The sequence below is a fragment of the Streptomyces sp. NPDC059477 genome, assembly GCF_042749375.1.
GTDB lineage: Bacteria > Actinomycetota > Actinomycetes > Streptomycetales > Streptomycetaceae > Streptomyces.
Map to the genome: position 1 here is coordinate 16969 of NZ_JBHYUG010000028.1, position 25106 is coordinate 42074.

The following is a 25106-nucleotide window of genomic DNA, read 5'->3' on the forward strand; positions in this document are numbered from 1 at the left end:
TACAGGTTAGTCGGTTTTTTTCTATGGGGTGGCGTCGCCGACTTGATAAGTTGTCGTACCGACCGCGCTGACCACCACTTCGGTCGCGGAGGACTGACTACAGCAACTGGGAGAACGGCATGGCACAGCAGGCGCGGGCAGTGGAGACGAGGCGGCTCATCCTGCAAGGCGCGGCGATGGTCTTCGACGAGGTGGGCTACGACGCCGCGTCGATCAAGGAGATCCTGTCCCGGGTGTCGGTGACCAAGGGCGCCCTGTACTTCCACTTTCCGTCCAAGGAGGACCTGGCGCGCGGGGTCCTGGAGGAGCAGACGCTCCATCTGCATGTGCCGCCGCAGACCTCCAAGCTCCAGGAGGTGGTGGACCTCGCGATGACCGTCGCCCACACGCTGCCGAACGACGCGATGCTGCGCGCCGGGAGCCGGTTGGCGCTGGAGCGCGGGTCCATCGACTTCGCGGCCCGCAGCCCTTTCCTGGCCTGGGCCAAGGTGTGCGAGGAGCTGCTGGAGCAGGCCAAGGGTGATGGCGAGGTGCTGCCGCACGTCGACTCCCGCGAGACGGCCGAGCTGATCGTCGGCTCCTTCACCGGCATCCAGGCCTTCTCGCAGGTCAGCTCGGGGCTGCTGGATCTGGAGCAGCGGGTGTCGGCGATGTGGAAGCACATCCTGCCGTCCATCGCCGTCCCCGCCGCGCTGGCCCGGCTGGACACCAGCCCGGACCGGGGGGCGCGGCTTCAGGAGGCGAGCGCGGTGGCCCGGGAGGCGGATGCGGGGGGCCGGGAGGCGGATGCGGGAGCCCGGGAGGCGGGCGCGGAGGCCCAACGGGCGGGCACCGGCTGACGCCATTCGGCGGTCGGGCCTCGGCGGTTGGGCACCGGCGTCGGGCCTCGGCCGTCGGGTACCCCTGATGCGTGGGGCCCTGGTGGGCAGGTGTCCGGTGATGCCCTGGGGGCGCGCTTCGGTGGTTGAGCAGCGGCTCACGCCCGGGGCCTCAACGGGCCGGTAGCGGCTGGTGCTCGGGGTCCTCGCGGGCAGGCATCGGTGGGCGTTCGACGGTCGGGCCTCGGCGGTCAACTCCGGCTGACGACGCCTGGGGGCCCAGCGGGCAATCGGCTGCCGCTCGGGAGTGTCAAGGGCTGAGCACTCGCTGGTGCTCGCGGCGCTCGGGGGGGGCCTCGGCTGTTGATCGGGGCCCGGGAGGCGGGCGGGCACAGACGCCTCGGTGTCGTTCCGTCACCCCAGGCGGACGTGCGAGCCCGCCGGTTCCCCCGGGCCGCCCCGCCCGGCCGGTTCCGCCCGTTCGCTCCGCCCCGCCGGTTCCCCTGGACCTCCCAGCCCCCGCCCCGGCGTCGGCACCCGTCGCGGGGCCAGGAGCAGCGGAGCCGCGGTGGGCGCGGCGGCCGGGTCGATCAACGGGTCCGGGGGATGGAAGCGGCCGGGCGGGGAGGTGTTTCCGGAGGGGCGGAAGCGGCCCAGTTGTTCGGCGGGCACCAGCGCGGGCAGCAGGGCGTCCCACGCGCCGGTCACCACCGGCGCGGCCAGCCAGCCCGGGTCCTGGCGGGAGAGCATCTCGACGCCGGCCGTGGTCGCCGTGACCATACGGGCCGCCTGTCCCAGATCGCGGCCGGGCAGCAGCTCCCCCCTGCGGTCGGACCGGGCGAGCAGGAGCGCCACGGCCCGGTTCCAGCTCGGGTACGGACTGGGGTACCGCTCCTCGCCGGGCCAGCGGTCGTCGCAGAGCCGCAGGCCCGCCCGGAACACCACGTCGTGGCATATCCGGTGGGCCAGACCGTGGGTCATGTCGATCAGCGCTTGCAGCGTCGGGCCGTCGGGCGCCCTGGCCGCCCGGACGATGCCCCGCCAGTCCGCGCCCGACTGCGCCGCGACCGCCTCGGCCAGCTTCTCCTTCGAACTGAAGTGGAAGTACAGGGCCCCCTTGGAGACTCTGGCCGTCTCCACGATGTCGCTCAGACTCGTCGACGCGAAGCCCGTCTCGTCGAAGCGCGTGGCCGCGGCCCGGACGACCAGCTCACGCGTGCGTTCGGCTCGTTCTTGACGTGGCATGACCTCTCCCTCGTTGCGGCGATCCCGCGGTGATCCTGCGGTGATCGTCACGGCGGTCTGACAAGTACCACCCTAACAAACCAACCGTGCGGTATATTACTCCACAGACGGGCTGCTCGGTGTGGAGTTCGTGAAGGACGCGGCCAAGTAGAAAACCAACCGCCCGGTATTGTATGGTCGTTCTCATTGACGGTCAGGAACCAGTAGGGGGAGCCATGGAAACCGTGGAGAGGGTGGTGCAGACAGCGGGCGACGTCACGGACGACTTCGTCACCGAGTTCTGCCGGCGGATGCTCGCCTCGCTCAAACGGCGCGATCAGCGGACCAGGGGTGAGTGGTACGTCTCCGGGTTGCTGTCGGTGCCGGGACGCAAGTCCATCCGCGCCCTGGCCGCGGTGGCCGACCACGGCGCCGCCGAACAGAGCCTGCATCACTTCATCAGCAACTCCTCCTGGGCGTGGGGGCCCGTACGGCAGACGCTCGCCCGCCATCTGGACCGGGTGCTGCTGCCGCAGGCATGGGTGATCGACTTAATGGCCATCCCCAAGGCCGGGGTGCACTCCGTCGGCGTCGAGGAGTCCTTCCGCTTCGACCTGGGCCGCGTCGTCAACAGCCAGCAGGCGTACGGCGTCTCCCTGGCCAGCGAGCAACTGAGCGTGCCCGTCAACTGGGACCTCAACCTGCCGTCCGAGTGGCTGGACAACGAGGAGCGGCGGCGCCGGGCCCGGATCCCGGACGACGCCGCGGCCATGCGGGTCGAGACGGGCGTCGTGCACACGGTCGCCGAACTCGCCGATCCCGCCTGGGGGTTGCGCCGCAGGCCGGCCGTCCTGGACGCCCGCACCCTGGACGTGCGGGCCCTCGTGGAGCAGTTCACGCGCCGGGGCATACCGTTCGTCATGCGCGTCGACGGGGCGACCCGCGTCGTCGGCTTCGACCCCGGCCAGCCCGGTTCGGGAGGGCGGCTCTTCCAGGCCGAGCAACTGGCCGAGCGGGGGAAGAAGCTGTCCAAGCCGGTCAGTTGGGTCGACCCGGAGTACTCGGTCACGCGATCGGTCCTGGTGAGCGGGGCCAGGGTGACCATGCCGGGGGTCCGCAGAGCGGGTGCGACGCCGCTGTCCGACCGGCCGCTGACGCTGGTCGGCGGCTGGCCGATGCAGAAGGGCCGGTCGCCCGAGCTGTGGCTGTCCAACCTGCTGGACGTGCCTCCGGCCGCGCTGCTGCGGCTGGGACGACTCACCCGGCGGGTGAGCCAGGACTTCACGGGGGTCAGCACACGGGTCGGCATGCGCGACTTCGAGGGGCGCTCGTACGCCGGCTGGCACCGGCATGTGACGCTCTGCTCCGTGGCGCACGCGATCCTGGTGCTGGGCGCGGCCCGTCAGCAGCGCTTCGGCGCCTTGCGGGCCGCCGGTGCCTCGGCCCCTTAGCGGAGCCTGCCGTAGCGGAGTCTTCCGCCGGTGACGGCGGGGTCGGCCTCCAGGGCCGCCCGCCGCATCAGTTCGGCGCGGGCCGCGTTACGCATCGCCGACATCGCCGACATCGCCGACATCGCCGACATCGAGGGGTCGGTCATGCCGCTCGTGCCGGTAAGGCCGATCGGATCACCCGGTTCGGCCGGAACCGTCGGATCCGCCGTGCCCGTCAGCAACTCGATCTGCCGTACCGTCCGGTGCAGCCGCAGGGACAGGCCGTCGACCACGGTCCGGCCGGCGAAGCCCGCCGCCTTGGTGAGCCGGGTCGGCCAGGCCGAGCACGCCGTGTCGAGGACGGCGGCCCCGCAGTGCGCGACGGCCGGGGCGAGGGGGTCGGCGGCGTGCGCGGGCAGGGTGGAGACGACCACGGCGACGCCCTGGAGCGAGCGGTCCAACGCGTCGAAGTGGCGCAGATCGACCGCGACGCCCAACCGCCCGGCCGCCGCCTCGACCTCGGTCGCGTGACGGCGCTCCGGGACCACCACGACCGGCTCCCTGACGCCGACCTCCCGCAGCGCGGCCAGCGCGGAACAGGCCGCGCTCCCACCGCCCAGCACGACGGCCGATCCCGGCGCCCGGAGTCCGGCTTCGTGCAGCGCGGTGGTGATTCCGTGCGGGCCGGTGTGGTCACCGAAGCTCCGGCCGTGCCGGAAGACCACGGTGTCCGCACCGCCGACATCCAGAGCCAGGTCCGACACCTCGTCGACCAGCGGCAGCACAGCCCGCTTCAATGGCCTGGTCAGGCAGAGGCCGGCCCAGTCGTCGCCGAGCGAGTCGAACAGCGCGGGCAGGGCGGGTTCGTCGCACTCGATCGCCTCGTAGTTCCAGTGCAGTCCCATGGCCGCGTGCGCGGCACGGTGCAGCGTGAGCGACAGGGACCGGCCGACCGGCGAGCCGAGGACCGCCGCCCGGTTGCCCCGGCCGGCCCAGGGCGGCGTGCGGCCCACGGGTGTCTGATCTGCGTACATGGGTTGGCAACGCTCCATCTTCGTCGGAGGTTCGGCGGGAGGGTGGGTCGGAGAGCCGGAGAGCCGGAGGCTCGGTGGCGGGTGGAATACGGACCGCGGATATCGGAACAGCTTAGAAAGCGGATCCTCCGGACAGGGCGCCGAGTTGACATAGACCCGTGACGGATCGGGCGGCAGGTCCCATTCCGCCCGCCCGATTCCGCCGTCCGCCCGGCCGGACCGCGAATCGCCTCCGGTGCTCACATCCGCAAGGTGATGAAATCGCGGCCGGTTGTTTGCCGCCGCTCCGGCCGTGGCGCCAGAGTCGATTTCCGAGAGGGCCGTCCACCGCGAATTGGAGCTGTGATCGTGACCAACGTCGCCGTCATCTACTACTCGTCCACCGGACATGTGCACAAGCTCGCCGCCGCGGCTGCCGCGGCGGCCGAGAAGGCCGGTGCCGAGGTACGTCTGCGCAAGGTCTCCGAGACCGCCTCCGAGGCCACGATCGCGACGAGTCAGGAATGGACCGCGCATGTCGCCACCACCGGCGACATCACCGAGGCGACGCCCGCGGACCTGGACTGGGCCGATGTCCTGCTGTTCGGCACACCCACCCGTTTCGGCCTGCCGGCCGCGCAGCTCAAGCAGTTCATCGACAGCACGGGCGACCTCTGGAACCAGGGCAAACTGGTGAACAAGGTCGTCTCCTCGTTCACCTCGACCGCCACCGCCCACGGCGGCCAGGAGAGCACGCTGCTGGCGCTCAACAACACCTTCTACCACTGGGGCGCGATCATCGTCGCCCCCGGCTACGCGGACCCGGTCCAGTTCGCGAGGGGCAACGGAAACCCGTACGGCACCAGCCATGTCGCCTACGACGCCACCCCGCCCGGCGCGGAGAAGCTGGGGGCGATCGAGTTCCAGGCCCGCCGCGCGGTCGAGATCGCCACGGCGCTCAAGGCCGGTCTTCAGGCCGCCTGATCCCAGCAGAGCCGGCCCATCTGCTCGATCAGAGCCGGCCAGATCCGCTCGATCCGATCCGATCCGATGACCCGAGGGGACGCACACGCATGAACATCATCAGCTGGAACGGCACGGAACCGGAGAATCCGCTGGTGCCGGGCGACGCGACCGAACGCGACAGCGTGAAAATCGTGAACGCCCTCTTCACCGGCCTGGTCGAATACCACCCGGACACGGCTGAACCCCGTACCGCGGTGGCCCGGTCCATAGAATCGTCCGACTCCCGTGTCTACCGGATCACCCTGAATCCGGGCTGGACCTTCCACGACGGAACCCCGGTGACCGCCGCGAGTTTCGTCGACGCCTGGAACTACACCGCGTACGGCCCGAACAGACTCCAGGGCGCCGATTACCTCTCCCACATCCAGGGTTATGAAGCGACCCAGAGTGGATCGACGGACGAGTTGTCGGGGCTGAAAGTGGTCGACGACAGCACCTTCGAGGTGACCTTGTCGGCGCCGTTCTCCGCCTTCGTGACCCGGCTCGGCTATGCCGCGTTCTTCCCGCTGCCGCGCGCCTTCTTCGCCGACCGCAAGGCATTCGAAGCGCATCCCATCGGCAACGGGCCGTTCGGCTTCGCGTCGCACACCCCCGGCGAGAACATCGTCCTGACGCGGTACGACGCCTACGCCGGAGCGCGCAAGCCGCGCGTGGACGGGGTGGAATTCCGGTTCTACCGGATGCTTGAGGACGCCTACGCGGACGTGGTGGCGAACAAGCTCGACTATCTCGACTTCGTCCCGGCGGACGCGCTCGACGGCGGCCGGTACAAGCGGGAACTGGCCGGGCGCTGTGTGTCCAAGCCGTACATGGGCGTGCAGTCGATCTCCTTCCCGCTCTACGATCCGCGTTTTCGCGATCCGCGTCTGCGGCAGGCGATCTCGATGGCCATCGACCGGCAGTTCGTGATCGACAAGGCATTCGACGGCGACAAAATGCTGCCGGACGGGTTCGTGCCCCCGATCGTGCCCGGATACGCCGCCGATCCCGGCGCGGACCTGTGCACCTATCAACCGGAAAAGGCGAAGGCGCTGTTCGACGCCTCCGGCTTCCAGGGGCCCATCGAGCTGACCTCCAACGACGACTCGGCCAACGAGGTGTGGATCGACGCGGCCTGCACCACCATCACCGCGGCCCTGGGTGTCGAGGCCAGGTATCTGCCGGTCCCGACCTTCGGTGAATTCCGCAAGCTGATCAACGAACAGAAGGTCAGCGCCCCCTTCCGTTCCGGCTGGGTCGCGGACTACCCGTCGATCGAGAACTTCCTCAACCCGATCTTCCGTACGGACGCGGCCGTCAATGGCTCCGGCTACTCCAATCCGGAAGTGGACACCTTGCTGGCCGAGGCGGACGCGGCACCCACGGAACAGGAGGGCTGGGCGCTCTACCGGCAGGCGCAGAGCCTGATTCTCCAGGACATGCCCGCGATTCCGCTGTGGTACCAGAAAGTCGAATCGGGCTGGTCCACCCGGACCAGGAATGTCAGCGTCACCCCGCTGCTCCAGCTGGATCTGTTCGACGTGACGCTTGAGGGTTGAGCCACACGGCGTCCAGCACGGCAAGTCGCAAAAAGCAGAACGGGTCTGCGGCCTCCTGACCGGTCACGGGGCCGCAGACCCGATGTGTTGATGTCCGGCCGCACTCCGGGTCCTCGCGGATCGGCACGCGCGTCCCGTACTTGATTGTTTCTGCCGGTCAAGGCTCGCGAACAACTCGCCGCTCGGGTGGACTCAGGTCGAGGCCATCCCGTTCCGCGAACCAGAGAGAGGGCACCGTGAACAGCGAACTGCTTGTCTCCGACGCGAGCCACTTCCGGGTCGACTACGAGATCAACCCCTACATGGACACCGCGATCCAGCCCGACATCCAGGCGGCGCTCGCCGAGCACCAGACGATCGTCGCCGCGCACCTCGCGGCCGGCCGCAAGGTCGAGTACCTGCCGTCCGCACCGGAGTGCCCCGACATGGTGTTCACCGCCAACGCGGCCGTGATCCGCGGCGAACGGGCCATACTCGGCTCACCGCCGCCCGAGCGCGAGGCCGAGGTGCCGTACTTCAAGGCATGGCTGGCCGACCGGCGGTTCGAGGTCATCGAGGCGCCCCACGCCTTCAGCGGCCAGGGCGACGCGCTCGCCTGCGGCGACCTGCTGCTCGCGGCGTACGGCCAGCGCACCGACGAGCGGATGCTCAAGGTGCTCGCCCGTGAACTCGACTACGAGGTGGTGCCGCTGCGCACGGTCAGCCCCCGCTGGTACGACCTGGACCTGGCCGTCGGGGTCATCGCCCCGGACACCCTCGCGTACTGCCCGCGCGCCCTCGACGCCCGCAGCCTGCGGACCCTGCGCGGACTCGGGGTCGACCTGATCGAGGTGTCCGTCGAGGAGGCGGCGCGGTTCGCGCTGAACCTCGTCAGCGACGGAACCACCGTGACCATGACCCGGGGTGCGCCGCTGCTCGCCGCCGCACTGCGCGACCGCGGCCTTGAGGTGGTCGAACTCGACACGACCGAACTGGCCAAGGGGGGTGGCGGAGTCCGCTGCACCGCCCTGACGCTGGACAACCCGCCGACCGATCCCGTGAAACAGTGGCCATAGGTTCCGGGACCGCGACAGCCGGGCCCGGCTGCGAGCGGCCGTCAACGCGCACGGCTCGGCGCCGCTCCCGGCCGTGGAGCCGTACGGGGATCGCCAACCCACGGGGGAGCAGGCAGGTATGACCACGGGATCAACCGTGCGGGCGCACCGCATCATCGGCGCGCTGATCGCCGTGCTCGCGGCCGTGCTGGCCGTGCTCGGCTCGGCGGGCACCGCGTCCGCGCACGGTTCGCTCGTCTCCACCGACCCGGCGCAGGACTCGGTGCTGCCGAGGCAGCCCACCGCCGTCACGCTCACCTTCGACGACGGGGTGACCCTGCCCTCCGCCTCGCTCCGCGTCCTCGACCCCGAGGGCGAGCGGGTGGACACGGGCGCCCCGGCGCACGCCGCCGACCGGGCCGACACCGTACGGGTCCCCCTGCGCGACGGCCTCGCCGACGGCACCTACACGGTGGCCTGGCAGGTGATCTCCGCCGATTCGCATCCCGTCGGCGGCGCCTTCACCTTCTCCATCGGGGCGCCCTCGGCCGTCTCCGCCGCCTCCGCCGAGGCCCTCCAGGGCGCCGGGACGGACGGGGTGATCTCCTTCCTGTACGGCACCACGCGCGGGGTCGCCTACGCCGCGTTCGCGTTGCTGACGGGGGCGGTGGCCTTCGTCCTGATCTGCTGGCCGGCGGGGGTGTCCGTCCGGCGGGTGCAGCGGCTGCTGGTGACCGGCTGGATCGCCCTGCTGGGCTCGACGGTGGTGCAGATGATGCTGCGCGGGCCGTACGAACAGGGCAACGGCATCCTTCCGTCGCAGGATCCGGCGTCCGCGCAGGCCCATGTCCCCGTGGACGAACGGATCTACCTCGCGCTGGCGCTCAGGCTGGTGCTGCTCGTCGCGAGCGGCGTGTTCCTGGTGCTGCTGGTGGGGCAGTTGGGGCAGTCCGGTACCGAGGGGCCCCGGCGGTCGCGGGCGCGGCTCGGCATGGCCGCAGCGGCGCTGGCGGTCGGGCTGTCGGCGACCTGGGCCATGACGAACCACTCCTCCGAGGGCGCCCAGGTCTGGCTGGCCGTGCCGGTGACCGTGCTGCACCTGCTGGCCATGGCGGTCTGGCTGGGCGGTCTGGCGACGCTGGTGGCCGGACTCCGGCAGGGCGTCGGGGGCGCGGCGGTGGAACGCTTCTCCGTGGTCGCCCTCGTCTCGGTGACGGTCCTCGTCCTGACCGGGCTCTACCGCTCCTGGCGTGAAGTGGGTTCCTGGGACGCCCTGTTCGACACCGGGTACGGGCAACTGCTGCTGGTCAAGATCGGGTGCGTGATCCTCATGCTCGCGGCGGCGTGGGTGTCCCGGTCGCTCCTTGCCCGGCTGCGGGGGGAGGTGGGCGGACCGGAGGGCGAGTCCGCGCGGGCGCGTCTGCGGCGTTCCGTCCTGGCGGAGTCGGTGGTGGCCGTGGTGGTGGTCGGGGTGACGACACTGCTCACCTCCACGCCGCCCCCACGTACGGCGTCCGAGGAGGTGTCGGCCGCCGCCCCGGGCCCGGCCGTGAGCGTGGCGCCGGACGGGACCGTCACGTCGGCGATCCCGTTCGACACCGGTGGCGGGACCTCGAACGCCCAGGGCACGGCCACGGCGATCCTCACCCCGGCGACGGCAGGCGGCTACACCGTCCGGCTGGAGCTGCGCGAGGTGGGCGGGGCACCGGCGGACGTACCGGAGGTCCAGCTGGCCTTCACTCTGCCCGCCCGTGACCTGGGGCCGCTGGAAGTGCCCCTGCGGCCCGACGGCACCGGGGTGTGGACGGGCCCGGCCCGGCTGGCCCTCGCGGGGGAGTGGACGGTGTCGGTGACCGTGCGCTCGTCCGACACCGATCAGACGACGTCGACGGGGCGGGTCACGATCGGCGGGTGAGGGCTCCGAGGGGGCGGTGGCGGGGTGCGCCTGAACCCGTGTGCGCCTGTACCCCCTGTGCGCCTGTGCGCCTGTGCCCCTGTGCCCCTGGACCGGGCACACCGACGGGCCCGCGGCGGAGGTACGCACCGGCCCGGCGGGCCTGACGTTGAGCACCTGACCGGCCCGGCGGGCGAATGCCCACCGGGCTACCGGCGCTCCCGACCGGCTACGGCACTCGTAGCCCTGGCGACCCGCTACCCCCAACAGCCCCACCTCCGCATGGACTTGACAAGGTGTCCCCGCTCCGCTTTCCGGGGTGGTGAGGTGTCGAACACGCTGGGCGCATGATTCGTCAGAAGCAAGTCTGGCCATGGATGATCGCGGCCATCGGATTTGTCGCGCTGGTCGCGGCGGCCGGGTTCCGGGCGACCCCCGGTGCTCTGGTGGAGCCGCTGCAGAGGGAGTTCGGATGGTCCACCGGGGTCATCGGCTTCGCCATGTCCGTCAACCTCGCCCTCTACGGCATCACCGCGCCGTTCGCCTCGGCCCTGATGGAACGATTCGGCGTGCGCAAGGTGACCGCCGGCGCCATGTCGCTGATCGGCCTCGGCAGCGGACTCGCCATCTTCATGAACGCCTCCTGGCAGCTCGTGATGCTCTGGGGCGTGCTGGTCGGCCTCGGCGCCGGCTCCATCTCGCTGGGCTTCGTCGCCACGATCGGCACCCGCTGGTTCGTCAAGCGCCAGGGGCTGGTCACCGGCCTGCTCACCGCGGGCGGGGCGACCGGCTCGCTGGTGTTCCTGCCACTCGTCGCCACGCTCTCCGAGGCGCCGGGCGGCTGGCGCACCGCCGCGATCGTGGTGTCCCTGGTGGCCTTCGCCACCGTGCCGTTCGTGCTGCTGTTCTTCCGTGAGCACCCGGCCGATGTCGGGATCCCCCCGTACGGCGCGGACGAGATCGTCACCCCGCCGCCCGCCACCCGCAGCGCGACCCGGCTCGCCATCGACGGTCTGAAGACCGCCGTGCACAGCAGGGCGTTCTGGCTGCTCGCCGTCGCGTTCGCGATCTGCGGCGCCACCAGCAACGGGCTGGTCAACACCCACTTCATCCCCGCCGCCCACGACCACGGCATGACCTCGGTCACCGCCGCCGGGCTGCTCGCCATGATCGGCATCTTCGACCTCATCGGTACGGTCCTGTCCGGCTGGCTCAGCGACCGCTACGACCCGCGCGTCCTGCTGCTCGGCTACTACCTGCTGCGCGGCGTCTCGCTGCTGATCCTGCCCCAGCTGTTCGACGACAAGATCACCGGCGCCATGATCGTGTTCGTCATCCTGTTCGGCCTGGACTTCATCGCCACCGTGCCGCCGACGGTCGCCCTGTGCCGCGAGTACTTCGGGATGTCCGCCCCGATCGTCTTCGGCTGGGTCTTCGCCGCGCACCAGCTCGGTGCCGCCTTCGCCGCCACCGCGGCCGGTCTCACCCGCGACGGCTTCGGCACCTACGCGCCCGCGTGGTACGTCGCCGGTGCCCTCAGCATCGGCGCGGGGTTCCTGTCCCTGCGCACGCGGCGTCCGGGGATCGAGAAGACCCTGATCGAAGAGCCCGCGCGCGTCTGACCGTTCACGTGTTCCAGCGCACCACTCTCCACCCCATCGCATCCCACCCCATCGCACCCCACCCCGTCGGCCCCGTCCCGCTCCCGTCCCCTTCCGCCCTGGAGATGGCGCCTCCCCGTGCTCCACCGGAGGCGCCACCCGGGCCCCTGGGGCCCCGATGCCGCTCTCCGGCCCGGACCTGGCGGGCGGCAAGGTGACGGAGTCCCCGCGATCCCGTTCATTCCTTGTCCGGAAACCTGCGATAAATCGAGCAAGTCAAGTACGTCGAGCAAGTCAGGTACATCGAGCAAGCCGCGTACTTCGAGCAAGCCGCGTACTTCGAGCAAGTCGAGTACGTCGAAACAAATCCCCCCTTTGTGAAAGGTGCCGTAATGGCGAACGCTCAGCAGACCAAGGCCGCCACCCTCCGCGAGCTGCACGAGAAGGGCGTACTGGTGCTGCCGAACGCCTGGGACGCGGGCAGCGCGGCGCTCATCGCCCAGGCCGGCGCCCAGGCCATCGCCACCACCAGCGGCGGGGTGTCCTGGTCGGCCGGGAAGCCGGACCAGCAGGCGCTCACCCGGGACGAGATGGTGGCCGCGGTGCGCCGGATCGCCGACGCCGTGCGGGTGCCGGTGACCGCCGACATCGAGGGCGGCTACGGGCCCACGCCCGAGGACGTGGCGGCGACCGTCACCGCCGTGATCGGGGCCGGCGCGGTCGGCGTGAACATCGAGGACTCCCAGCCGAACGGTGAACTGTTCACGGCCGACGAGCAGGCGGAGCGGATTCGCGCCGCACGGCAGGCGGCGGAGCTGGCCGGGCTGCCGGAGCTGGTGATCAACCTGCGTACCGATGTCTTCCTCTTCCAGATCGGCGCGCCCGAGGGACGGCAGGCCGATGTGCTCGCCCGCGCGGCCGTCTACGCCGAGGCCGGGGCGGACAGCCTGTTCGTGCCGGGCCTGGTCGACCTCACGGTCCTCGCCGAGCTGGTGAAGGGCCAGCCGCTGCCGCTCAACGTGATGGCCGGGCCGGGCGCGCCCACGGTCGCCGAGTTCGAGGCGGCCGGTGTGCGCCGGGTCAGCGTCGGCACCGCCGTCGCCCAGGCCGCCTACACCCTCGCCCAGCGGGCCGCCGCCGAACTGCTCGGCAAGGGCACGTACGACGAACTGGCCGGCGCGCTCGACTTCGGCGCGGTCAACAGCAGCTTCGCTCGCTGAGGCACACGGAGGAGCCTCACGGCCTGAGGACGTGCGTCACGCACGGGGCAGGGCCGGCCGCTCACATCGGTCCGGCCCACCCCTCGTGTTGTCCATGTGTACGAATCATCCAGTACCTGTACAAGAGATGAGGGGATGGGAATGGGGAGGCCGGAGAAATCAGTGGACGCCTCGGGTGGAGCGGTCGCGGAGTTCGCGAGCCGTCTGCGCCGGCTGCGTATCGAGGCCGGCAGTCCGACGTACCGGGACATGGCCAAGGCGGCGATGTACTCGGCCTCGGTGCTGTCCAGCGCGGCCAACGGGAACCGGCTGCCCACGCTCCAGGTCGCGCTGGCGTACGTGGCGGCGTGCGGCGGCGATCGGGAGGAATGGCGCCGCCGCTGGCTGGAGGCGGCGGCCGGCGGCGTACCGGCGCCGCCACCGCACCCGGCGGCGCAGACCGCACCGGGCGCACCGGCCGCCGCACCGCCGCCACCACCTGTGCCGCCGGCCTCCCGGCAGCCGATGGACGGGCAACTGATGGACGGGCAGCCGATGAGCGGGCAACCGGGAGGGCAGCCGGGGGCCGGGCGGGCAGCGGCCGGGCGGACGTACTCCCGGCAGTCGACCGCCGCCCCGGACTCTCGGCAGCCGACGCCCACGCGTGGCTACCAGCAGCCGACGGCCGCGCACGGCTACCAGCAGCCGACGCCCGCCCACGGTTACCAGCAGTCGACGGCCCCCCACGGCCCCCGGCACCCGACGCCCGCCCCCGACCCCCGTCGGCCGGCAGCCGCAGCGCCTCCCCGGTCGTCCGCCACCGACGCGATACCGCCCGAACCGACCGCCGAGGCGATACCCCAGGGGCCCACGGCCCCGGCGAGACCCGAGCAGCCCCGGACCGCGGTCGCCGCCCCGGCCCTGGCCCTGGCCACCGTCCCGGCGCTGCCCACCCCCTTCCAGCTGCCGCCCCGCCCGCAGGGGCTGGTCGGCCGCAACACCGAGCTGGTACGGCTCGCCTCCGCCCCGGCCGGACCGGTGGTGATCAGCGGTCCGGCCGGGGTCGGCAAGAGCGAACTGGCCCTGCACCACGCGCACGACCTCGCCGCGGCCATGGTGGACGGCCAGCTCTACGCCGATCTCGGCCCGGTGCCCGAGGGCGGGTACGACGTGCCGGGACTGATCGCCGAGTTCCTCGCGGCGCTGGGGGTGCCCGCCGGGCAGATCCCGGCGGCGGCCGACCAGCGGGCCGGGCTCTACCGCTCGCTGCTCGCCCAGCGCCGGGTGCTGGTGCTGCTGGAGAACGTGCACTCCGAGCGGCAGGTCCGCCCGCTGCTGGTCGACTCGGCGACCAGTACCACCATCGTCGTCGGCCGTTCCTCGCTGCTCGGCCTGCGGGACGTCCACCGGATCCGGCTGGAACTGCTCCCCCGGGCCGACTCCGTCGCGCTGATCTCCCGGGGGCTGCCGGAACGCGCCCAGGCCGACCCGGCGAGCGCCGAGCGGCTGGCCGAGCTGTGCGGCGATCTGCCGCTGGCGCTGGACATCGCCACCCGCAAGCTCCTCGCCCACCCCGGGATGTCACTGCGCTGGGCGGTCAACCGGCTCGACCGCCCCGAGGCGCTGCTGGACTGGCTGAGCGTCGGTGACCTCTCCCTGCGGGAGGTCCTCCACTCGGCGTATGTCCAACTCAGCTGCGGCGCGGCCGATCTGCTCGACCGGTTGACGGAGCTGCCGCAGCTGGAGCTTCGGGCCGACGGATCAATTCTGGCCGGAGCCGACCGATTGATCGACGAGTTGGTCGAGGCGGGCATGCTCCGGGCCACCGACCGGCTGGGTGCCTACCGGCTCGACCCGCTGGCGCGGGCCTTCGTCGCGGACCGCGATCCGGCCCGCAACCTGCTGTCCCGCCACTCCGTCCCGTTCCCCCGCATCCGGCCGCAGGCCGCCGCCCGCCAGCTGACCTGACCACCCGGTCAATTCCGGTCAACCGCACGTTGATTGTCCGATTCGGACAAGTCTGTCGATCAACAGCCGCTCTCGCTGTACTCGTCCTACCGAACGGAACTCGAACAGAAGAACGAGCCGTTCACCTGCTCGCTCGAACGGGCGGTGGGACGAGTAGCGAGGTGGAAGAGCATGACCAACCACGAGGTCGAGGTCCTGGCGATCGGCGCGGGCCCGTCCAACCTGGCCCTGGCGGTGGCGATCGAGGAGTCCGGCGCCACCGGCCTGGCGGCCGACACCCTGATCCTGGAACAGCACCCCGATGTGCAGTGGCAGCGCAATCTGCTGCTGCCGTTCGCCCGGAGCCAGGTCTCCTTCGTCAAGGACCTGGTGACCCTGCGCAACCCGCAGAGCCGTTTCTCCTTCCTCTCCTTCCTGCACGCCAAGGGCCGGCTCGACGAGTTCGTCAACCTCGGCACCTTCAACCCCTTCCGCCGGGAGATCTCCGAGTATCTCCAGTGGGTGGCCACCTCCCTCGACCATGTGGGAGTCCGCTACAACGCCAGGGCCCGTGGCGCCGCCCCGCGCCGCGCCGACGACGGCACCGTGATCGGCTGGCGCGTCACCCTCGCCGACGGCGACACCATCGACGCCCGCGACCTGGTGGTCGGCACCGGCCGCGACGCCCGTGTCCCCGCCGAGTTCGCCGACCTGCCCGCCGACCGCGTGATCCACAGCTCCCAGTACTCCGGCCGGATCGCCCGGTACCCGATCGACCGCCCGGTACGGGTGGCGGTGATCGGCGCCGCCCAGAGCGCCGCCGAGATGTTCGTCTCGGTCCACCAGGACCTGCCGCTCAGCCAGCCGACGCTCATCCACCGCTCGGTCGGCCTGATGAACTACCAGACCAGCAAGTTCGTCAACGAGCTGTTCTTCCCGTCCTTCGTCGACGACTTCCACGCCAGTTCCCCGCAGGCCCGCAAGGACATCCTCGACGAGGTCCGCCAGACCAACTACGCGGGCCTGGCCGCCCCGTTCCTCGACGAGACCTACATGATGCTCTACGAGCAGAAACTGACCGGCTCCCAGCGTTCCGCCGTCCGGCCGATGACCGAGGTCGTCGCCGCCCGCGAGGAGGACGGCGAGGTCGTCCTCGAACTGCGCGACCGCAGGACCGGCCGCGTCGAACGGTACCGCTGCGACCTGGTGCTGCTCGGCACCGGCTATGACCAGCGGATGCCCGCGCTGGTCCGCGGCCTGGCCGCCCAGGTGGGCCTGGACGAGATCGAGGTGGACCGCCGCTACCGGGTGGACCTCGGCGAGGACACCCGCGCCGGCCTCTACCTCCAGGGCTTCAACGAGGCCACCCACGGCATCTCCGACTCCCTGCTGAGCGTCCTCGCCCAGCGTTCGCACGAGATCACCGGCGACCTGCTCGACCGGCGCAGCGTCACCGTCACGGCGGGAGGCCGCTGATGGAGATCCGCCGCCTGGACCGCGCCAACCTGACCCCCGCCTACGGCATCGAGGGCGAACGCCTCCAGCCCTGGGACGCGCTCAACGCCCCCTTCGAGGGCGCCTGGTGCGTCGTACGGGCCGGCGGCGAGTCCACCCCGCACAGCCACCACGAGTACGAGATCTTCATCGCGATGAGCGGCCGGGCCGCCCTGGTCGTGGACGGCGTCCACCACGAGTTCGCCGCCGGTGACATCGTCCACCTCCCGCCCGGCTGCACCCACAAGGTCGTCAACCCCTCCGCCGAGGACTTCGAGTACTACGGCATCTGGTGGGACACCGACATGTCCGAGTACTTCCTGACCCGCCACCAGAAGGAGGCCGCGGCATGACCAAGCGCACGGCGGTGATCTCCCCCGCCCCGACCGCCAACGGCGACCTGCACCTCGGCCACCTCGCCGGGCCGTTCCTGGCCGCCGACGTCTTCACCCGCTACCAGCGCGCCGTGGGCCGCGACACCGTCTTCGGCACCGGCGCCCAGGACACCTCCACCTTCGTCGTCACCACCGCCCGCCGCCTCGGCATCACCCCCGGGGAACTCGTCACCGACTCCACCGCCAGGATCGAGGCGACCCTCGCCGCCCTGGGCATCGCGGTGGACGCCTTCACCCGGGACGAGGAACGCTTCACCAAGCAGGTGCTCCAGTTCGTCAGCCGCCTCCACGACGAGGGCAGACTCGTCCTGCGGCCCACTCTCTTCCCCTACGCGCCCCGCACCGGGCAGTACCTGGTCGACGGCTATGTCAAGGGCGGCTGCCCGAACTGCCTCGCCGAGGGCTGCGCCGGGCTCTGCGAGAGCTGCGGCCACCCCCTGGCGGCCGGCGACCTCATCGACCCCCGCTCCACCGAGCACCCCGACGAGACCCTGGAACTGCGCGAGGTCCCCGTCCTGGTACTGCCCCTGGAGGACTACCGGGAGCGGCTGCGGGAGTACTTCGCCAGCACCGGCGCCGCCCTGCGCCCGCACATGGCCCAGGCCGTCGAGGAGATGCTGGCCCGCCCGCTGCCCGACTTCCCCGTCACCTATCCCATCTCCTGGGGCATCCCCGCCCCCTTCGCCGAGACCGCCGGGCAGAGCGTCAACCCCAACGCCGAGACGATGGCCTGGTCCATCTACACCACCGTCCTCGCCGCCGAACGGCACGGCGAGGTGGTGTCCGCCGACGACGAACTGTGGTGGCCGGAGTCCGACACCGAGGTCGTCTACTTCCTCGGCTTCGACAACACCTTCCCCTTCGCCATCGCCGGGGCGGCCATGCTGCTCGCCCTGCACGACCGCTACGCCCTGCCCGCCCGCTTCGTCACCAACGAGTTCTACGAGCTGGAGCACCAGAAATTCTCCACCAGCCGGGGCCACCTGGTCTGGGGGCGGGAACTCGCCGACCGGCTGCCCCGCGACGTCGGCCGCTACCACCTGGCCGCCACCAGCCCCGAGCACCAGCGCACCAACTTCGGCTGGTCGGCACTGGCCGCCGTCACCGGCGCCCGGCTGGTCGAGCCCTGGAACCGGGTGGCCGCCAAGGCCGGACGGTGGACCGGGCAGACCCTGCCCGTCTCCGCCGCCTCCCGCGAGGCCGCCGACCGGATCACCGAGCGGTTCGCCGCCGCCTACGAACTCGACACCTTCAGCCTCGGCCGCGCCGCCGAGACCCTGGCCGAGCAACTGGGCCGGCTGGACCGCTGGGAGGTGACCGACGCCCGGGCCGGCGACTTCTGCCACCAGGTGGAGACGCTGCTCAGGGGCGCCGCCCCGATCCTGATCGACCTTGCCGAGCGGGCCGGGATCGACACCCGGCTGACCCCCGCCGACCGGACGACCGCGATCACCGTACGGGACCTGCCACGGCTGGACACCGGGACGGTGTGAGATGGCCACCGACGCACAACGCGTACTGGTGATCGGCGCCGGGGTGACCGGACTGCTCTCGGCGGTACGGTGCGCCCTCGCCGGGCACCACGTCACGGTGCTGGACCGGGACGCCATCCCCAACCCCGGCTCCACCTCCTTCGACCAGCACCGGGCCGTCCGCGCGCTCGACCTGGCCGACCTGGCCGCCTCCCGGCGGATCGCGGTGGCCCACCGCCGCTGGATGGCCCTGGAGGCCCTGACCGGCGCCAAGTTCTACCGCCGGGTGGGCATGATCACCGCCTGGCCGGCCGACGAGGCGGACGCCGTGATGGACGCGGCCCGCGCCGCCGACCTCCCGGTCCGCCTGATCGACCCGGACACCGTGCCCCATGTCCGGTTCCCCGAGAACACGGTCGGGGTGCTGGAACGCCACGGCGGCATCCTGCTCGCCGACCACGCGCTCCAGGTCCTGGTCCGCTGGCTGAACGAGCAGCCGAACGTCACCCTGCGCCCCTGGCAGGAGGTCAAGGCGGTCGACCCGGAGACCGGCCGGGTGTACCTGCCCGACGCGGAGACCCTGGACGCCGACCTCACCCTGATCGCCACCGGCCCCTGGTCGAAGAACCTGGTCGACCTGCCGATGGTGCTGCACCGCCAGACCCTGGTCTACCTCAAGCCGCCCGAGCAGCTCGCCACCGCCTGGGAACGCACCCCCGGCATCGGCCGGATCGGCTCCCACGGCCTGGCCTGGCTGCTGCCCCCGGGCGACGGGACGCTCCTCAAGGTCAGCTCGGCCTCCTCCTGCCGGGAGGCGAGCGTGGTCACCGCCGGTACGCCGGAGGAGGAACGGCAGTGGGCCGAGCAGGTGCTCGCCGAGCCGATCCTGACCGAGCCCGACCGGTACACGGTGATCGCGGTCAAGCGCTGCCACTACCTGGTGGACGCCCGCACGGGCGCCGCCCACCTGGTCCGGATCGGCCCCAGCACCTGGGCCCGCACGGCCAGCGGCGGAGACGGCTTCCGCACCGCCCCGCTGGTCGCCGAACGCATTCTCGAAGCACTCACCACAGACTTCCGAGAGGAGACGATATGACCCCCGACGACACGACGCCCGGCGCCATGACCTCCGACGCCGCGACCTCCGACGACCGTGTGCTGCTGGTGATCGGCAGCGGGCTCAAGGTCTATCGCGAGTACCTGATCGAGTCCGCCGCCCGCCGGGCCGCCGAACTGGACCTCAAGCTCGTCCTGGTCAACAACCTCAAGCCCAACTGGCAGCAGGAGTACTTCGACGAGATCACCGTGGTCAATGTCTTCGACCACGAGGAACTGCGCGCCGCGGCCCGGGAGATCGCGGCCCGCCGGACCGTCATCGGGATCTTCTGCTACGACGAACCCCTGGTGATGCCCGCCGCCGAACTGGCCGCCGAGTTCGGGCTCCCCGGCCTCGGCCCGGACGGTGTGCAGGGCTGCCGGGACAAGCACCGCACCCGCTCGGTACTGACCGCCGCCGGACTGCCCCAGCCCGGTTTCGAGATGACCGACACACTGGAGCAGGCTCGCGCGGTGGCCGCCCGGATCGGCTACCCGGTGGTCGTCAAGCCCCGGGCCCTGGGCGCCTCGATGGGCGTCGTGCTCGCCGAGGACGAGTCACAGCTGGACGAGGCGTACCTCATCGCGTCGAACGCCAGCCTGGTCGGCGACGAGCCGTTCCGGGGCGGCGCGATCGTCGAGGGCTACGCCCGCGGCCCCGAGATCAGCATCGACGGGGTGGTGCACCGGGGCGAGTACCGGCCGATGTTCGTGGCCCGCAAGGAGACCGGGCACCACCCGTACTTCGAGGAGGTGGGCCATGTCGTGGACGCGGCCGACCCGCTGCTGCACGACCAGGAACTGACCGACATCCTGACCAAGGCCCACGAGGTGCTCGGCGTCGAGAACGGGATGACCCACACCGAGGTCAAGCTCACCTCGTACGGCCCGGTGATCATCGAGATCAACGGGCGGCTCGGTGGGGACCTGATCCCGTTCCTGGGCCGGATCGCCACCGGGATCGACCCCGGCGAGCTGCTGGTGGAGGTCGCGGCCGGGCTGCGTCCGGACACCGCCTTCACCCGGCACGGGGTCGCGGGCATCCGCTTCGGCTACCCCGCCGAGGACGTCACCGTCCGCGAGGTGCGGGTGCCGGCCGGACTGCCCGGTCTGGTGACCGCCGCCCCGATGGTGGAACCGGGCACGGAACTGCGGCTCCCGCCCGGCGGCTACCTCGCCCGGCACTCCTTCGTGGTCTGCACGGGCGAGGACCAGGAGAGCTGCCAGGAGCGGCTCGCCGCCGCCGTCACCGCCGTCGCGCTGGACGCGGAGCCGCTGGAGCGCAAGGACGTGACGGCCCGGCTGGAGATGCCGGCGGGACTGCTGGACGTGGACACGTGAGCGGCACCGAGGATGCCGGGCGGGCCGCCGGGCGGGCCGCCCCGGCCATCGACTACGACGGCCGCCGCTTCCGCAAGGTGGCCGCCTCGGACGGGGTGACGGCCCGCTACCACCAGGAGGACGACCTGGTCTGGGCGGACTTCGCCGGCGGACCGGTCCGCCGGGGCAACGTCAACGGGGTCTGCGATCCGGACGGCACCCTCCACCTCGCCTACACGATGGTGCTGGCCGACGGCGATGTGATCGCCGGACACACCGTCAACACCCCCGAGCAGGACACCGGCGGCGGGCTGCTGCTGCGCGAGGAGTGGGAGCGGTACGGGCCGCACGCCGAGACCGGCGTCTCGTACCTGTCGGAAGTGACGGAACCGGAGGAGGCGACCGGACCGGAGGACAGGGCGGCGCCCGAGGAAGCGACCGGACCGGAGAGAGCGACCGAACCGGTGCACGCGACGGAACCGGAGGAAGCGGGATGACCGACTGGCGGAGCCTGCGCGAGCAGGTGGACGGAACGGTGCGGCTGCCGGGAGAGCCCGGCTTCGAGGAGAACAGCGGCGCGTTCAACAAGCGGTACGCGGACGTCCGCCCGGCCGCGACGCTCTCCGTGGCGAACGTCGCCGACATCGTCCGGGGCATCGCCTGGGCCCGGGAACAGGGCGTGCCGGTGGTCGCCCGGGGCGGCGGCCACAGCTACGCCGGGCAGGCCGCCACCACCGGACTGGTGCTCGACCTGCACGGCCTGAACACCGTCACGGTGGACCGCGAACGGGAACTGGTCACCGTCGGCGGCGGGGCCCGCTCCGGCGAGCTGTACGCCGAACTACAGCGCCACGACCTGGCGGTGCCGCTCGGCAACTCCGACGAGGTCGGCATCGGCGGCCTCACCCTGGGCGGGGGAGTGGCCGCCGTCTCCCGGGCGTTCGGCCTCACCTGCGACTCCCTGGTGGAGACCGAGATCGTCCTCGCCGACGGCCGGCAGATCACCTGCAACGAGACCGAGCACCCCGACCTGTTCTGGGCCTGCAAGGGCGGCGGGGGCGGCAACTTCGGGATCAACACCTCCTTCACCTTCCAGGCCCGGCCCACGGTCGCCAGCTCCACCTGTCTCGTGCTGTGGCCCCTGGACGACGCCGAGACGGTGCTGCCGGTGATGCAGCGGATCATGCGGGACGCGCCGGACCGGTTCGCCGCCCGGATCGGGGTGAGCCGCTCCGGCGACGACGACGGCATCGTCTCCGTGATCGGCCAGCACCTGGGCCCGGCCGCCGAGCTGCGCGACCTGCTGGCGCCCGCGCTGACGGCCGCCGCACCCACCAGGGCGGACATCGAGGACCGTACCTACTGGGAGGCCAAGGACTACCTGCGCCACGAGACCTCGGGAGACCCCTTCGCGGTCCGCACCCGGACCATCGCCGAGCCCCTCACCGAGGCCGGCGTCGACACCCTGCTGACCGCCCTGCGCAAATGGCCCGGCAGCGGCAATCCGGACGGCGCCGGCATCGCCCTGTTCACCTGGGGCGGCGCCATCAACCGGGTGCCCGTCACCGAGACCGCCTTCCCCCACCGCGACGTGCTCTTCCTGATCTCGATGGACGCGTCCTGGTCCACCGGGGACCCGGAAGAGGTGCGCCGGGCCAACCTCGACTGGCTGACGGAACTGCACGCCGCGATGGGCGCGCACGCCCGGGACGCCTCGTACGCCAACTTCGCCGACCCCGATCTGCCCGAGGCCCAGGCCGCCTACTTCGGCCCCAACCTGGACCGGCTGCGCGCGGTCAAGCACCGCTACGACCCCGAGCGGGTCTTCACCTTCGCCCAGGCCGTCTAGCACCGGCTGGTACGCCCTTCCGAGGAGGAAGCTGTCATGTCACCCGATCTGCGCGGCGCGATGCGCAACTTCGCCACCGGTGTCTGCGTCGCCACGACCTACGCGGACCACGAGGGTCTCCGCAGCCACGACGCGGTGACGCTCAACTCACTGACCTCGGTGTCGCTCGACCCGCCGCTGGTCTCGCTGTCGCTGCGCCGCGGCTCCCGGTTCCTGGGCGATCTGCTCACCACCAAGAAGTGGGCGATCTCCATCCTGGACTCGGACGCCGAACCGCTGGCCCGGCAGCTCGCCAGAAGCCACGGCGACCGCGCCGAGGTGGTCGACGCCCTCCAGGCCAGGCCGGGCCCGGCCACCGGCGCCCTGATGCTGGACGCGCAGAGCGGCCTGGAGTGCGTGCTCTGGGACAGCTTCGACGTCGGCGACCACACGATGGTGATCGGCGAGGTGGTCTCCACCGGCGTCCGCGACCACCAGCCCCCCCTGCTCTTCCTGCACGGCAGATTCCACCAACTGGCGACCGCCATGACAGCGACGACCCCGACCGCCACGACCCCGACCGCCACGACCATGACCGCCACGACCTCGACCGCCACGACCATGACCAAGGAGTCCTGACATGCCGCACACCCAGGCGGTCCCCAACACCGCCGCCGAGATCCTCGCCGCCGCCAAGGCGCTCGCCCCGCAGCTACGCGAACGCGCCCCCGAGATCGAGAAGAACCGCCGCCTGCCCGCCGACGTGGTCGAACTGATCCGTTCCACCGGCGCGTTCCGGATGGGCTTCAGCAGGGCCTGGGGCGGCCCGGAGCTGACCTCCGTGGAGCAGACCGAGGTGGTCGAGGCGCTGGCCCATGGCGACGCCTCGGCCGGCTGGGCCGCCATGATCGGGATGGACTCCGGCCTCTACGCCTCGTTCCTCGACGAGACGGTGGCCAAGGAGATGTTCCCCCGCCTCGACATGACCACCGCCGGACTGCTCTTCCCGGTGGGCCGGGCAGAACGCGTCGAGGGCGGCTACCGCCTCTCCGGCCGCTGGCAGTTCGGCAGCGGCATCACCCACGCCGACTGGGTCATCTCCGGAGCCTTCCTCTACGACGACGGCGAACCCCACCTGGTCGACGGCGCCCACGACTCGATCCTCCTGATGGTGCCGCGCGCGGACGTCGAGATCATCGACACCTGGCACACCACGGGCCTGGCGGGCAGCGGCAGCTGGGACTACGCCATCGACGACGTGTTCGTCCCCGAGGGCAGGACCCTCACCCTGGGCACGGTCCGCAACGGCGAGGGCCCGCTGGCCCAGCCCGAGGTGCACATGCGCAACATGCCCGGCGTCCCGCTCGGCGTCGCCCGCGCCGCACTGGACTGGGTACGCGAGCAGGTGCTGGCCAAGTCCCCCGCCGGGGGCGGCGGCTGGGCCGACAACTGGCGGATGCAGGTCACCCTCGCCGAGTGCGAGGCCGACTTCAACGCCACCCGCAGTGCGGTGTACGGCGCCATGCGACGCCAGTGGGAGGTGCTGGAGACCACCGGCACCCTCGACGCCCTCACCCCCGAGGAGCGTGCCGCGCTCCCCCTCTCCCGGCTGCACGCCTTCCGCACGGCCCGCTCCATCGTCCTGCGGCTCTACGACCTGATGCAGACCGCCGCGATCTACAAGCCCGGCCCGCTCGACCGCTGGCTCCGCGACACCATGACGATGTGCCAGCACGTGGTGGCCCAGGACAAGATCCTCCAGTCCGCGGGCGCCCACCTCCTGGGCGGCAGGCCCGGCTTTCCCCTCAGCCTGGGCATCACCGCCTGACCCCCGAGAGACGAGCACGCGCCCCCCACCCCCTCCCCCCGCCCCGAAAGGACCCACCCCATGACCGGTCTCCTCGCGCCCGAGGCCACCCCGATCCCCGCTCGGATCCCCCGTCAGGCACGCACCCGTACGTATGTGATGTGCCGTCCCGACCACTTCGAGGTCAGCTACCGCATCAACGCGTGGATGGACCCGGACAAGCCCACCGACCGTGAGCTGGCGATCGCCCAGTGGGAAGACCTGCGCGCGCTGTTCATCGAGCTGGGCCACCATGTCCGTACGATCGACGCCGCCCCCGGACTCCCGGACATGGTGTTCGCCGCGAACGGCGCCCTGGTGGTCGACGGCAAGGCCCTGATCTCCAGGTTCCACCACCCCGAGCGCCAGGCCGAGGCGCGGCTGTGGGCCGAGTGGTTCCGGCAGCAGGGCTATACGGAATCGCAGGTGGTCCAGGCCGCCTTCACGAGTGAGGGGGAGGGCGACTATGTGACCACCGGCGGCGCCATCCTCGCCGGTAACGGCTTCCGCTCCGACCCCCGCTCCCAGGCCGAGGCCGAGGCGCTGTTCGGCCGTCCGGTGGTCAGCCTGAAGCTGGTCGACCCGCGCTTCTACCACCTGGACACCGCGCTGGCCGCCCTCGACGACGACGAGATCGTCTACTACCCCGGCGCCTTCGACCCGCAGAGCCTGCGCGTCCTGCGACAGCTGTTCCCGGACGCCGTCCTCGCGGACGAGGAGGACGCCCTGGCCTTCGGCCTCAACCTGGTCTCCGACGGCCGCAACGTCATCCTCCCCGAGCCCGCCACCGCCCTGGCCGGCAAGCTCCGCGCCCATGGCTTCCGCACCCACCGGGTGGACCTGGCCGAACTGCTCAAGGCGGGCGGCAGCGTGAAGTGCTGCACGCTCGAAATCCGCGACTGACCGTCCCCTTCCCCCTTGACAGGAGAAGC

At 71.6% G+C, this 25106-nt stretch carries 21 protein-coding genes; 19 read left to right on the forward strand and 2 right to left on the reverse strand.

The features are described 5' to 3' along the window. Positions 1–119 precede the first annotated feature (119 nt). Entirely contained in the window at positions 120–839 is a 720-nt protein-coding gene (locus ACFXAZ_RS16635; protein WP_384590785.1) for a ScbR family autoregulator-binding transcription factor, read from the forward strand. Between the two features lie 393 nt (positions 840–1232). Here ACFXAZ_RS16635 and ACFXAZ_RS16640 read toward each other — a convergent pair whose 3' ends face one another. Continuing rightward, entirely contained in the window at positions 1233–2063 is an 831-nt protein-coding gene (locus tag ACFXAZ_RS16640; protein WP_384590787.1) for a ScbR family autoregulator-binding transcription factor, read from the reverse strand. A 215-nt stretch (positions 2064–2278) separates the two neighbouring features. On the opposite strand from ACFXAZ_RS16640, the gene ACFXAZ_RS16645 reads away from it, so the two are divergent. Continuing rightward, positions 2279–3493, forward strand: coding sequence for an IS701 family transposase (locus ACFXAZ_RS16645; RefSeq protein ID WP_384590790.1), 1215 nt, complete (start codon positions 2279–2281; stop codon positions 3491–3493). Here the strand turns inward: ACFXAZ_RS16645 and ACFXAZ_RS16650 are convergent. After that, the gene (locus ACFXAZ_RS16650; RefSeq protein ID WP_384590793.1) at positions 3490–4506 is read right to left on the reverse strand and encodes a shikimate dehydrogenase family protein; all 1017 of its coding nucleotides are present in this window, start codon (positions 4504–4506) and stop codon (positions 3490–3492) included. The genes ACFXAZ_RS16645 and ACFXAZ_RS16650 overlap by 4 nt on opposite strands. Positions 4507–4854: 348 nt before the next feature. Here ACFXAZ_RS16650 and wrbA point away from each other — a divergent pair, with 348 nt between their 5' ends. The 17 genes from wrbA to ddaH all read left to right on the forward strand — a co-directional run bounded on the left by wrbA (position 4855) and on the right by ddaH (position 25077). Continuing rightward, positions 4855–5469 carry an NAD(P)H:quinone oxidoreductase gene (wrbA, locus tag ACFXAZ_RS16655; RefSeq protein ID WP_384590796.1) on the forward strand — a complete coding sequence of 205 codons (615 nt, stop codon included), beginning with the start codon at positions 4855–4857 and terminating at the stop codon, positions 5467–5469. An 89-nt stretch (positions 5470–5558) separates the two neighbouring features. After that, a complete protein-coding gene (locus ACFXAZ_RS16660) occupies positions 5559–7049 on the forward strand; it encodes an ABC transporter substrate-binding protein (RefSeq protein WP_384590799.1) in 1491 nt (496 codons plus the stop codon). A gap of 236 nt (positions 7050–7285) precedes the next feature. After that, positions 7286–8104 (forward strand): dimethylarginine dimethylaminohydrolase family protein, encoded by an 819-nt coding sequence (locus tag ACFXAZ_RS16665; RefSeq protein ID WP_384590802.1) that lies wholly within the window; start codon positions 7286–7288, stop codon positions 8102–8104. Between the two features lie 118 nt (positions 8105–8222). After that, on the forward strand, positions 8223–9998 hold the full coding sequence (locus ACFXAZ_RS16670; RefSeq protein WP_384590805.1) for a FixH family protein: 1776 nt from the start codon (positions 8223–8225) through the stop codon (positions 9996–9998). A gap of 326 nt (positions 9999–10324) precedes the next feature. Next, entirely contained in the window at positions 10325–11599 is a 1275-nt protein-coding gene (locus ACFXAZ_RS16675; RefSeq protein ID WP_382692218.1) for an MFS transporter, read from the forward strand. A gap of 371 nt (positions 11600–11970) precedes the next feature. Further along, entirely contained in the window at positions 11971–12798 is an 828-nt protein-coding gene (locus ACFXAZ_RS16680) for an isocitrate lyase/phosphoenolpyruvate mutase family protein (RefSeq protein WP_384590808.1), read from the forward strand. 162 nt (positions 12799–12960) lie between these two features. Beyond that, positions 12961–14745 carry a helix-turn-helix domain-containing protein gene (locus ACFXAZ_RS16685; protein ID WP_384590811.1) on the forward strand — a complete coding sequence of 595 codons (1785 nt, stop codon included), beginning with the start codon at positions 12961–12963 and terminating at the stop codon, positions 14743–14745. Positions 14746–14916: 171 nt separating this feature from the next. Next, a complete protein-coding gene (locus ACFXAZ_RS16690) occupies positions 14917–16200 on the forward strand; it encodes a SidA/IucD/PvdA family monooxygenase (RefSeq protein WP_384590814.1) in 1284 nt (427 codons plus the stop codon). After that, complete coding sequence (locus tag ACFXAZ_RS16695) at positions 16200–16571, forward strand: cupin domain-containing protein (RefSeq protein ID WP_384590817.1); 372 nt, start codon at positions 16200–16202, stop codon at positions 16569–16571. The genes ACFXAZ_RS16690 and ACFXAZ_RS16695 overlap by 1 nt, the downstream gene beginning before the upstream one ends. Then, entirely contained in the window at positions 16568–18106 is a 1539-nt protein-coding gene (locus tag ACFXAZ_RS16700; protein WP_384590820.1) for a class I tRNA ligase family protein, read from the forward strand. The genes ACFXAZ_RS16695 and ACFXAZ_RS16700 overlap by 4 nt, the downstream gene beginning before the upstream one ends. 1 nt (position 18107) lies before the next feature. After that, a complete protein-coding gene (locus ACFXAZ_RS16705; protein ID WP_384590823.1) occupies positions 18108–19181 on the forward strand; it encodes an NAD(P)/FAD-dependent oxidoreductase in 1074 nt (357 codons plus the stop codon). Then, positions 19178–20521 (forward strand): acetyl-CoA carboxylase biotin carboxylase subunit family protein, encoded by a 1344-nt coding sequence (locus tag ACFXAZ_RS16710; RefSeq protein ID WP_384590826.1) that lies wholly within the window; start codon positions 19178–19180, stop codon positions 20519–20521. The genes ACFXAZ_RS16705 and ACFXAZ_RS16710 overlap by 4 nt, the downstream gene beginning before the upstream one ends. Then, positions 20518–20997 (forward strand): hypothetical protein, encoded by a 480-nt coding sequence (locus ACFXAZ_RS16715; RefSeq protein WP_384590829.1) that lies wholly within the window; start codon positions 20518–20520, stop codon positions 20995–20997. Before ACFXAZ_RS16710 ends, ACFXAZ_RS16715 begins: the two co-directional genes overlap by 4 nt. Further along, a complete protein-coding gene (locus ACFXAZ_RS16720; RefSeq protein ID WP_384590832.1) occupies positions 20994–22349 on the forward strand; it encodes an FAD-binding oxidoreductase in 1356 nt (451 codons plus the stop codon). Before ACFXAZ_RS16715 ends, ACFXAZ_RS16720 begins: the two co-directional genes overlap by 4 nt. A 36-nt stretch (positions 22350–22385) precedes the next feature. Further along, positions 22386–22967, forward strand: a complete 582-nt coding sequence (locus tag ACFXAZ_RS16725) for a flavin reductase family protein (RefSeq protein ID WP_384590835.1) — start codon at positions 22386–22388, stop codon at positions 22965–22967. Position 22968: 1 nt separating this feature from the next. After that, positions 22969–24156, forward strand: coding sequence for an acyl-CoA dehydrogenase family protein (locus tag ACFXAZ_RS16730; RefSeq protein ID WP_384590838.1), 1188 nt, complete (start codon positions 22969–22971; stop codon positions 24154–24156). 60 nt (positions 24157–24216) lie between these two features. Beyond that, entirely contained in the window at positions 24217–25077 is an 861-nt protein-coding gene (ddaH, locus tag ACFXAZ_RS16735) for a dimethylargininase (RefSeq protein WP_384590841.1), read from the forward strand. The last annotated feature ends 29 nt before the right edge of the window (positions 25078–25106 follow it).

Excerpts from the sequence above, each read along its gene's own strand:
- ACFXAZ_RS16635 (WP_384590785.1), top strand. The coding sequence starts at position 120 with ATGGCACAGCAGGCGCGGGCAGTGGAGACGAGGCGGCTCATCCTGCAA.
- ACFXAZ_RS16640 (WP_384590787.1), bottom strand. The coding sequence starts at position 2,063 with ATGCCACGTCAAGAACGAGCCGAACGCACGCGTGAGCTGGTCGTCCGG.
- ACFXAZ_RS16645 (WP_384590790.1), top strand. The coding sequence starts at position 2,279 with ATGGAAACCGTGGAGAGGGTGGTGCAGACAGCGGGCGACGTCACGGAC.
- ACFXAZ_RS16650 (WP_384590793.1), bottom strand. The coding sequence starts at position 4,506 with ATGTACGCAGATCAGACACCCGTGGGCCGCACGCCGCCCTGGGCCGGC.
- ACFXAZ_RS16660 (WP_384590799.1), top strand. The coding sequence starts at position 5,559 with ATGAACATCATCAGCTGGAACGGCACGGAACCGGAGAATCCGCTGGTG.
- ACFXAZ_RS16670 (WP_384590805.1), top strand. The coding sequence starts at position 8,223 with ATGACCACGGGATCAACCGTGCGGGCGCACCGCATCATCGGCGCGCTG.
- ACFXAZ_RS16675 (WP_382692218.1), top strand. The coding sequence starts at position 10,325 with ATGATTCGTCAGAAGCAAGTCTGGCCATGGATGATCGCGGCCATCGGA.
- ACFXAZ_RS16680 (WP_384590808.1), top strand. The coding sequence starts at position 11,971 with ATGGCGAACGCTCAGCAGACCAAGGCCGCCACCCTCCGCGAGCTGCAC.
- ACFXAZ_RS16690 (WP_384590814.1), top strand. The coding sequence starts at position 14,917 with ATGACCAACCACGAGGTCGAGGTCCTGGCGATCGGCGCGGGCCCGTCC.
- ACFXAZ_RS16695 (WP_384590817.1), top strand. The coding sequence starts at position 16,200 with ATGGAGATCCGCCGCCTGGACCGCGCCAACCTGACCCCCGCCTACGGC.
- ACFXAZ_RS16700 (WP_384590820.1), top strand. The coding sequence starts at position 16,568 with ATGACCAAGCGCACGGCGGTGATCTCCCCCGCCCCGACCGCCAACGGC.
- ACFXAZ_RS16705 (WP_384590823.1), top strand. The coding sequence starts at position 18,108 with ATGGCCACCGACGCACAACGCGTACTGGTGATCGGCGCCGGGGTGACC.
- ACFXAZ_RS16710 (WP_384590826.1), top strand. The coding sequence starts at position 19,178 with ATGACCCCCGACGACACGACGCCCGGCGCCATGACCTCCGACGCCGCG.
- ACFXAZ_RS16720 (WP_384590832.1), top strand. The coding sequence starts at position 20,994 with ATGACCGACTGGCGGAGCCTGCGCGAGCAGGTGGACGGAACGGTGCGG.
- ACFXAZ_RS16725 (WP_384590835.1), top strand. The coding sequence starts at position 22,386 with ATGTCACCCGATCTGCGCGGCGCGATGCGCAACTTCGCCACCGGTGTC.
- ACFXAZ_RS16730 (WP_384590838.1), top strand. The coding sequence starts at position 22,969 with ATGCCGCACACCCAGGCGGTCCCCAACACCGCCGCCGAGATCCTCGCC.
- ddaH (WP_384590841.1), top strand. The coding sequence starts at position 24,217 with ATGACCGGTCTCCTCGCGCCCGAGGCCACCCCGATCCCCGCTCGGATC.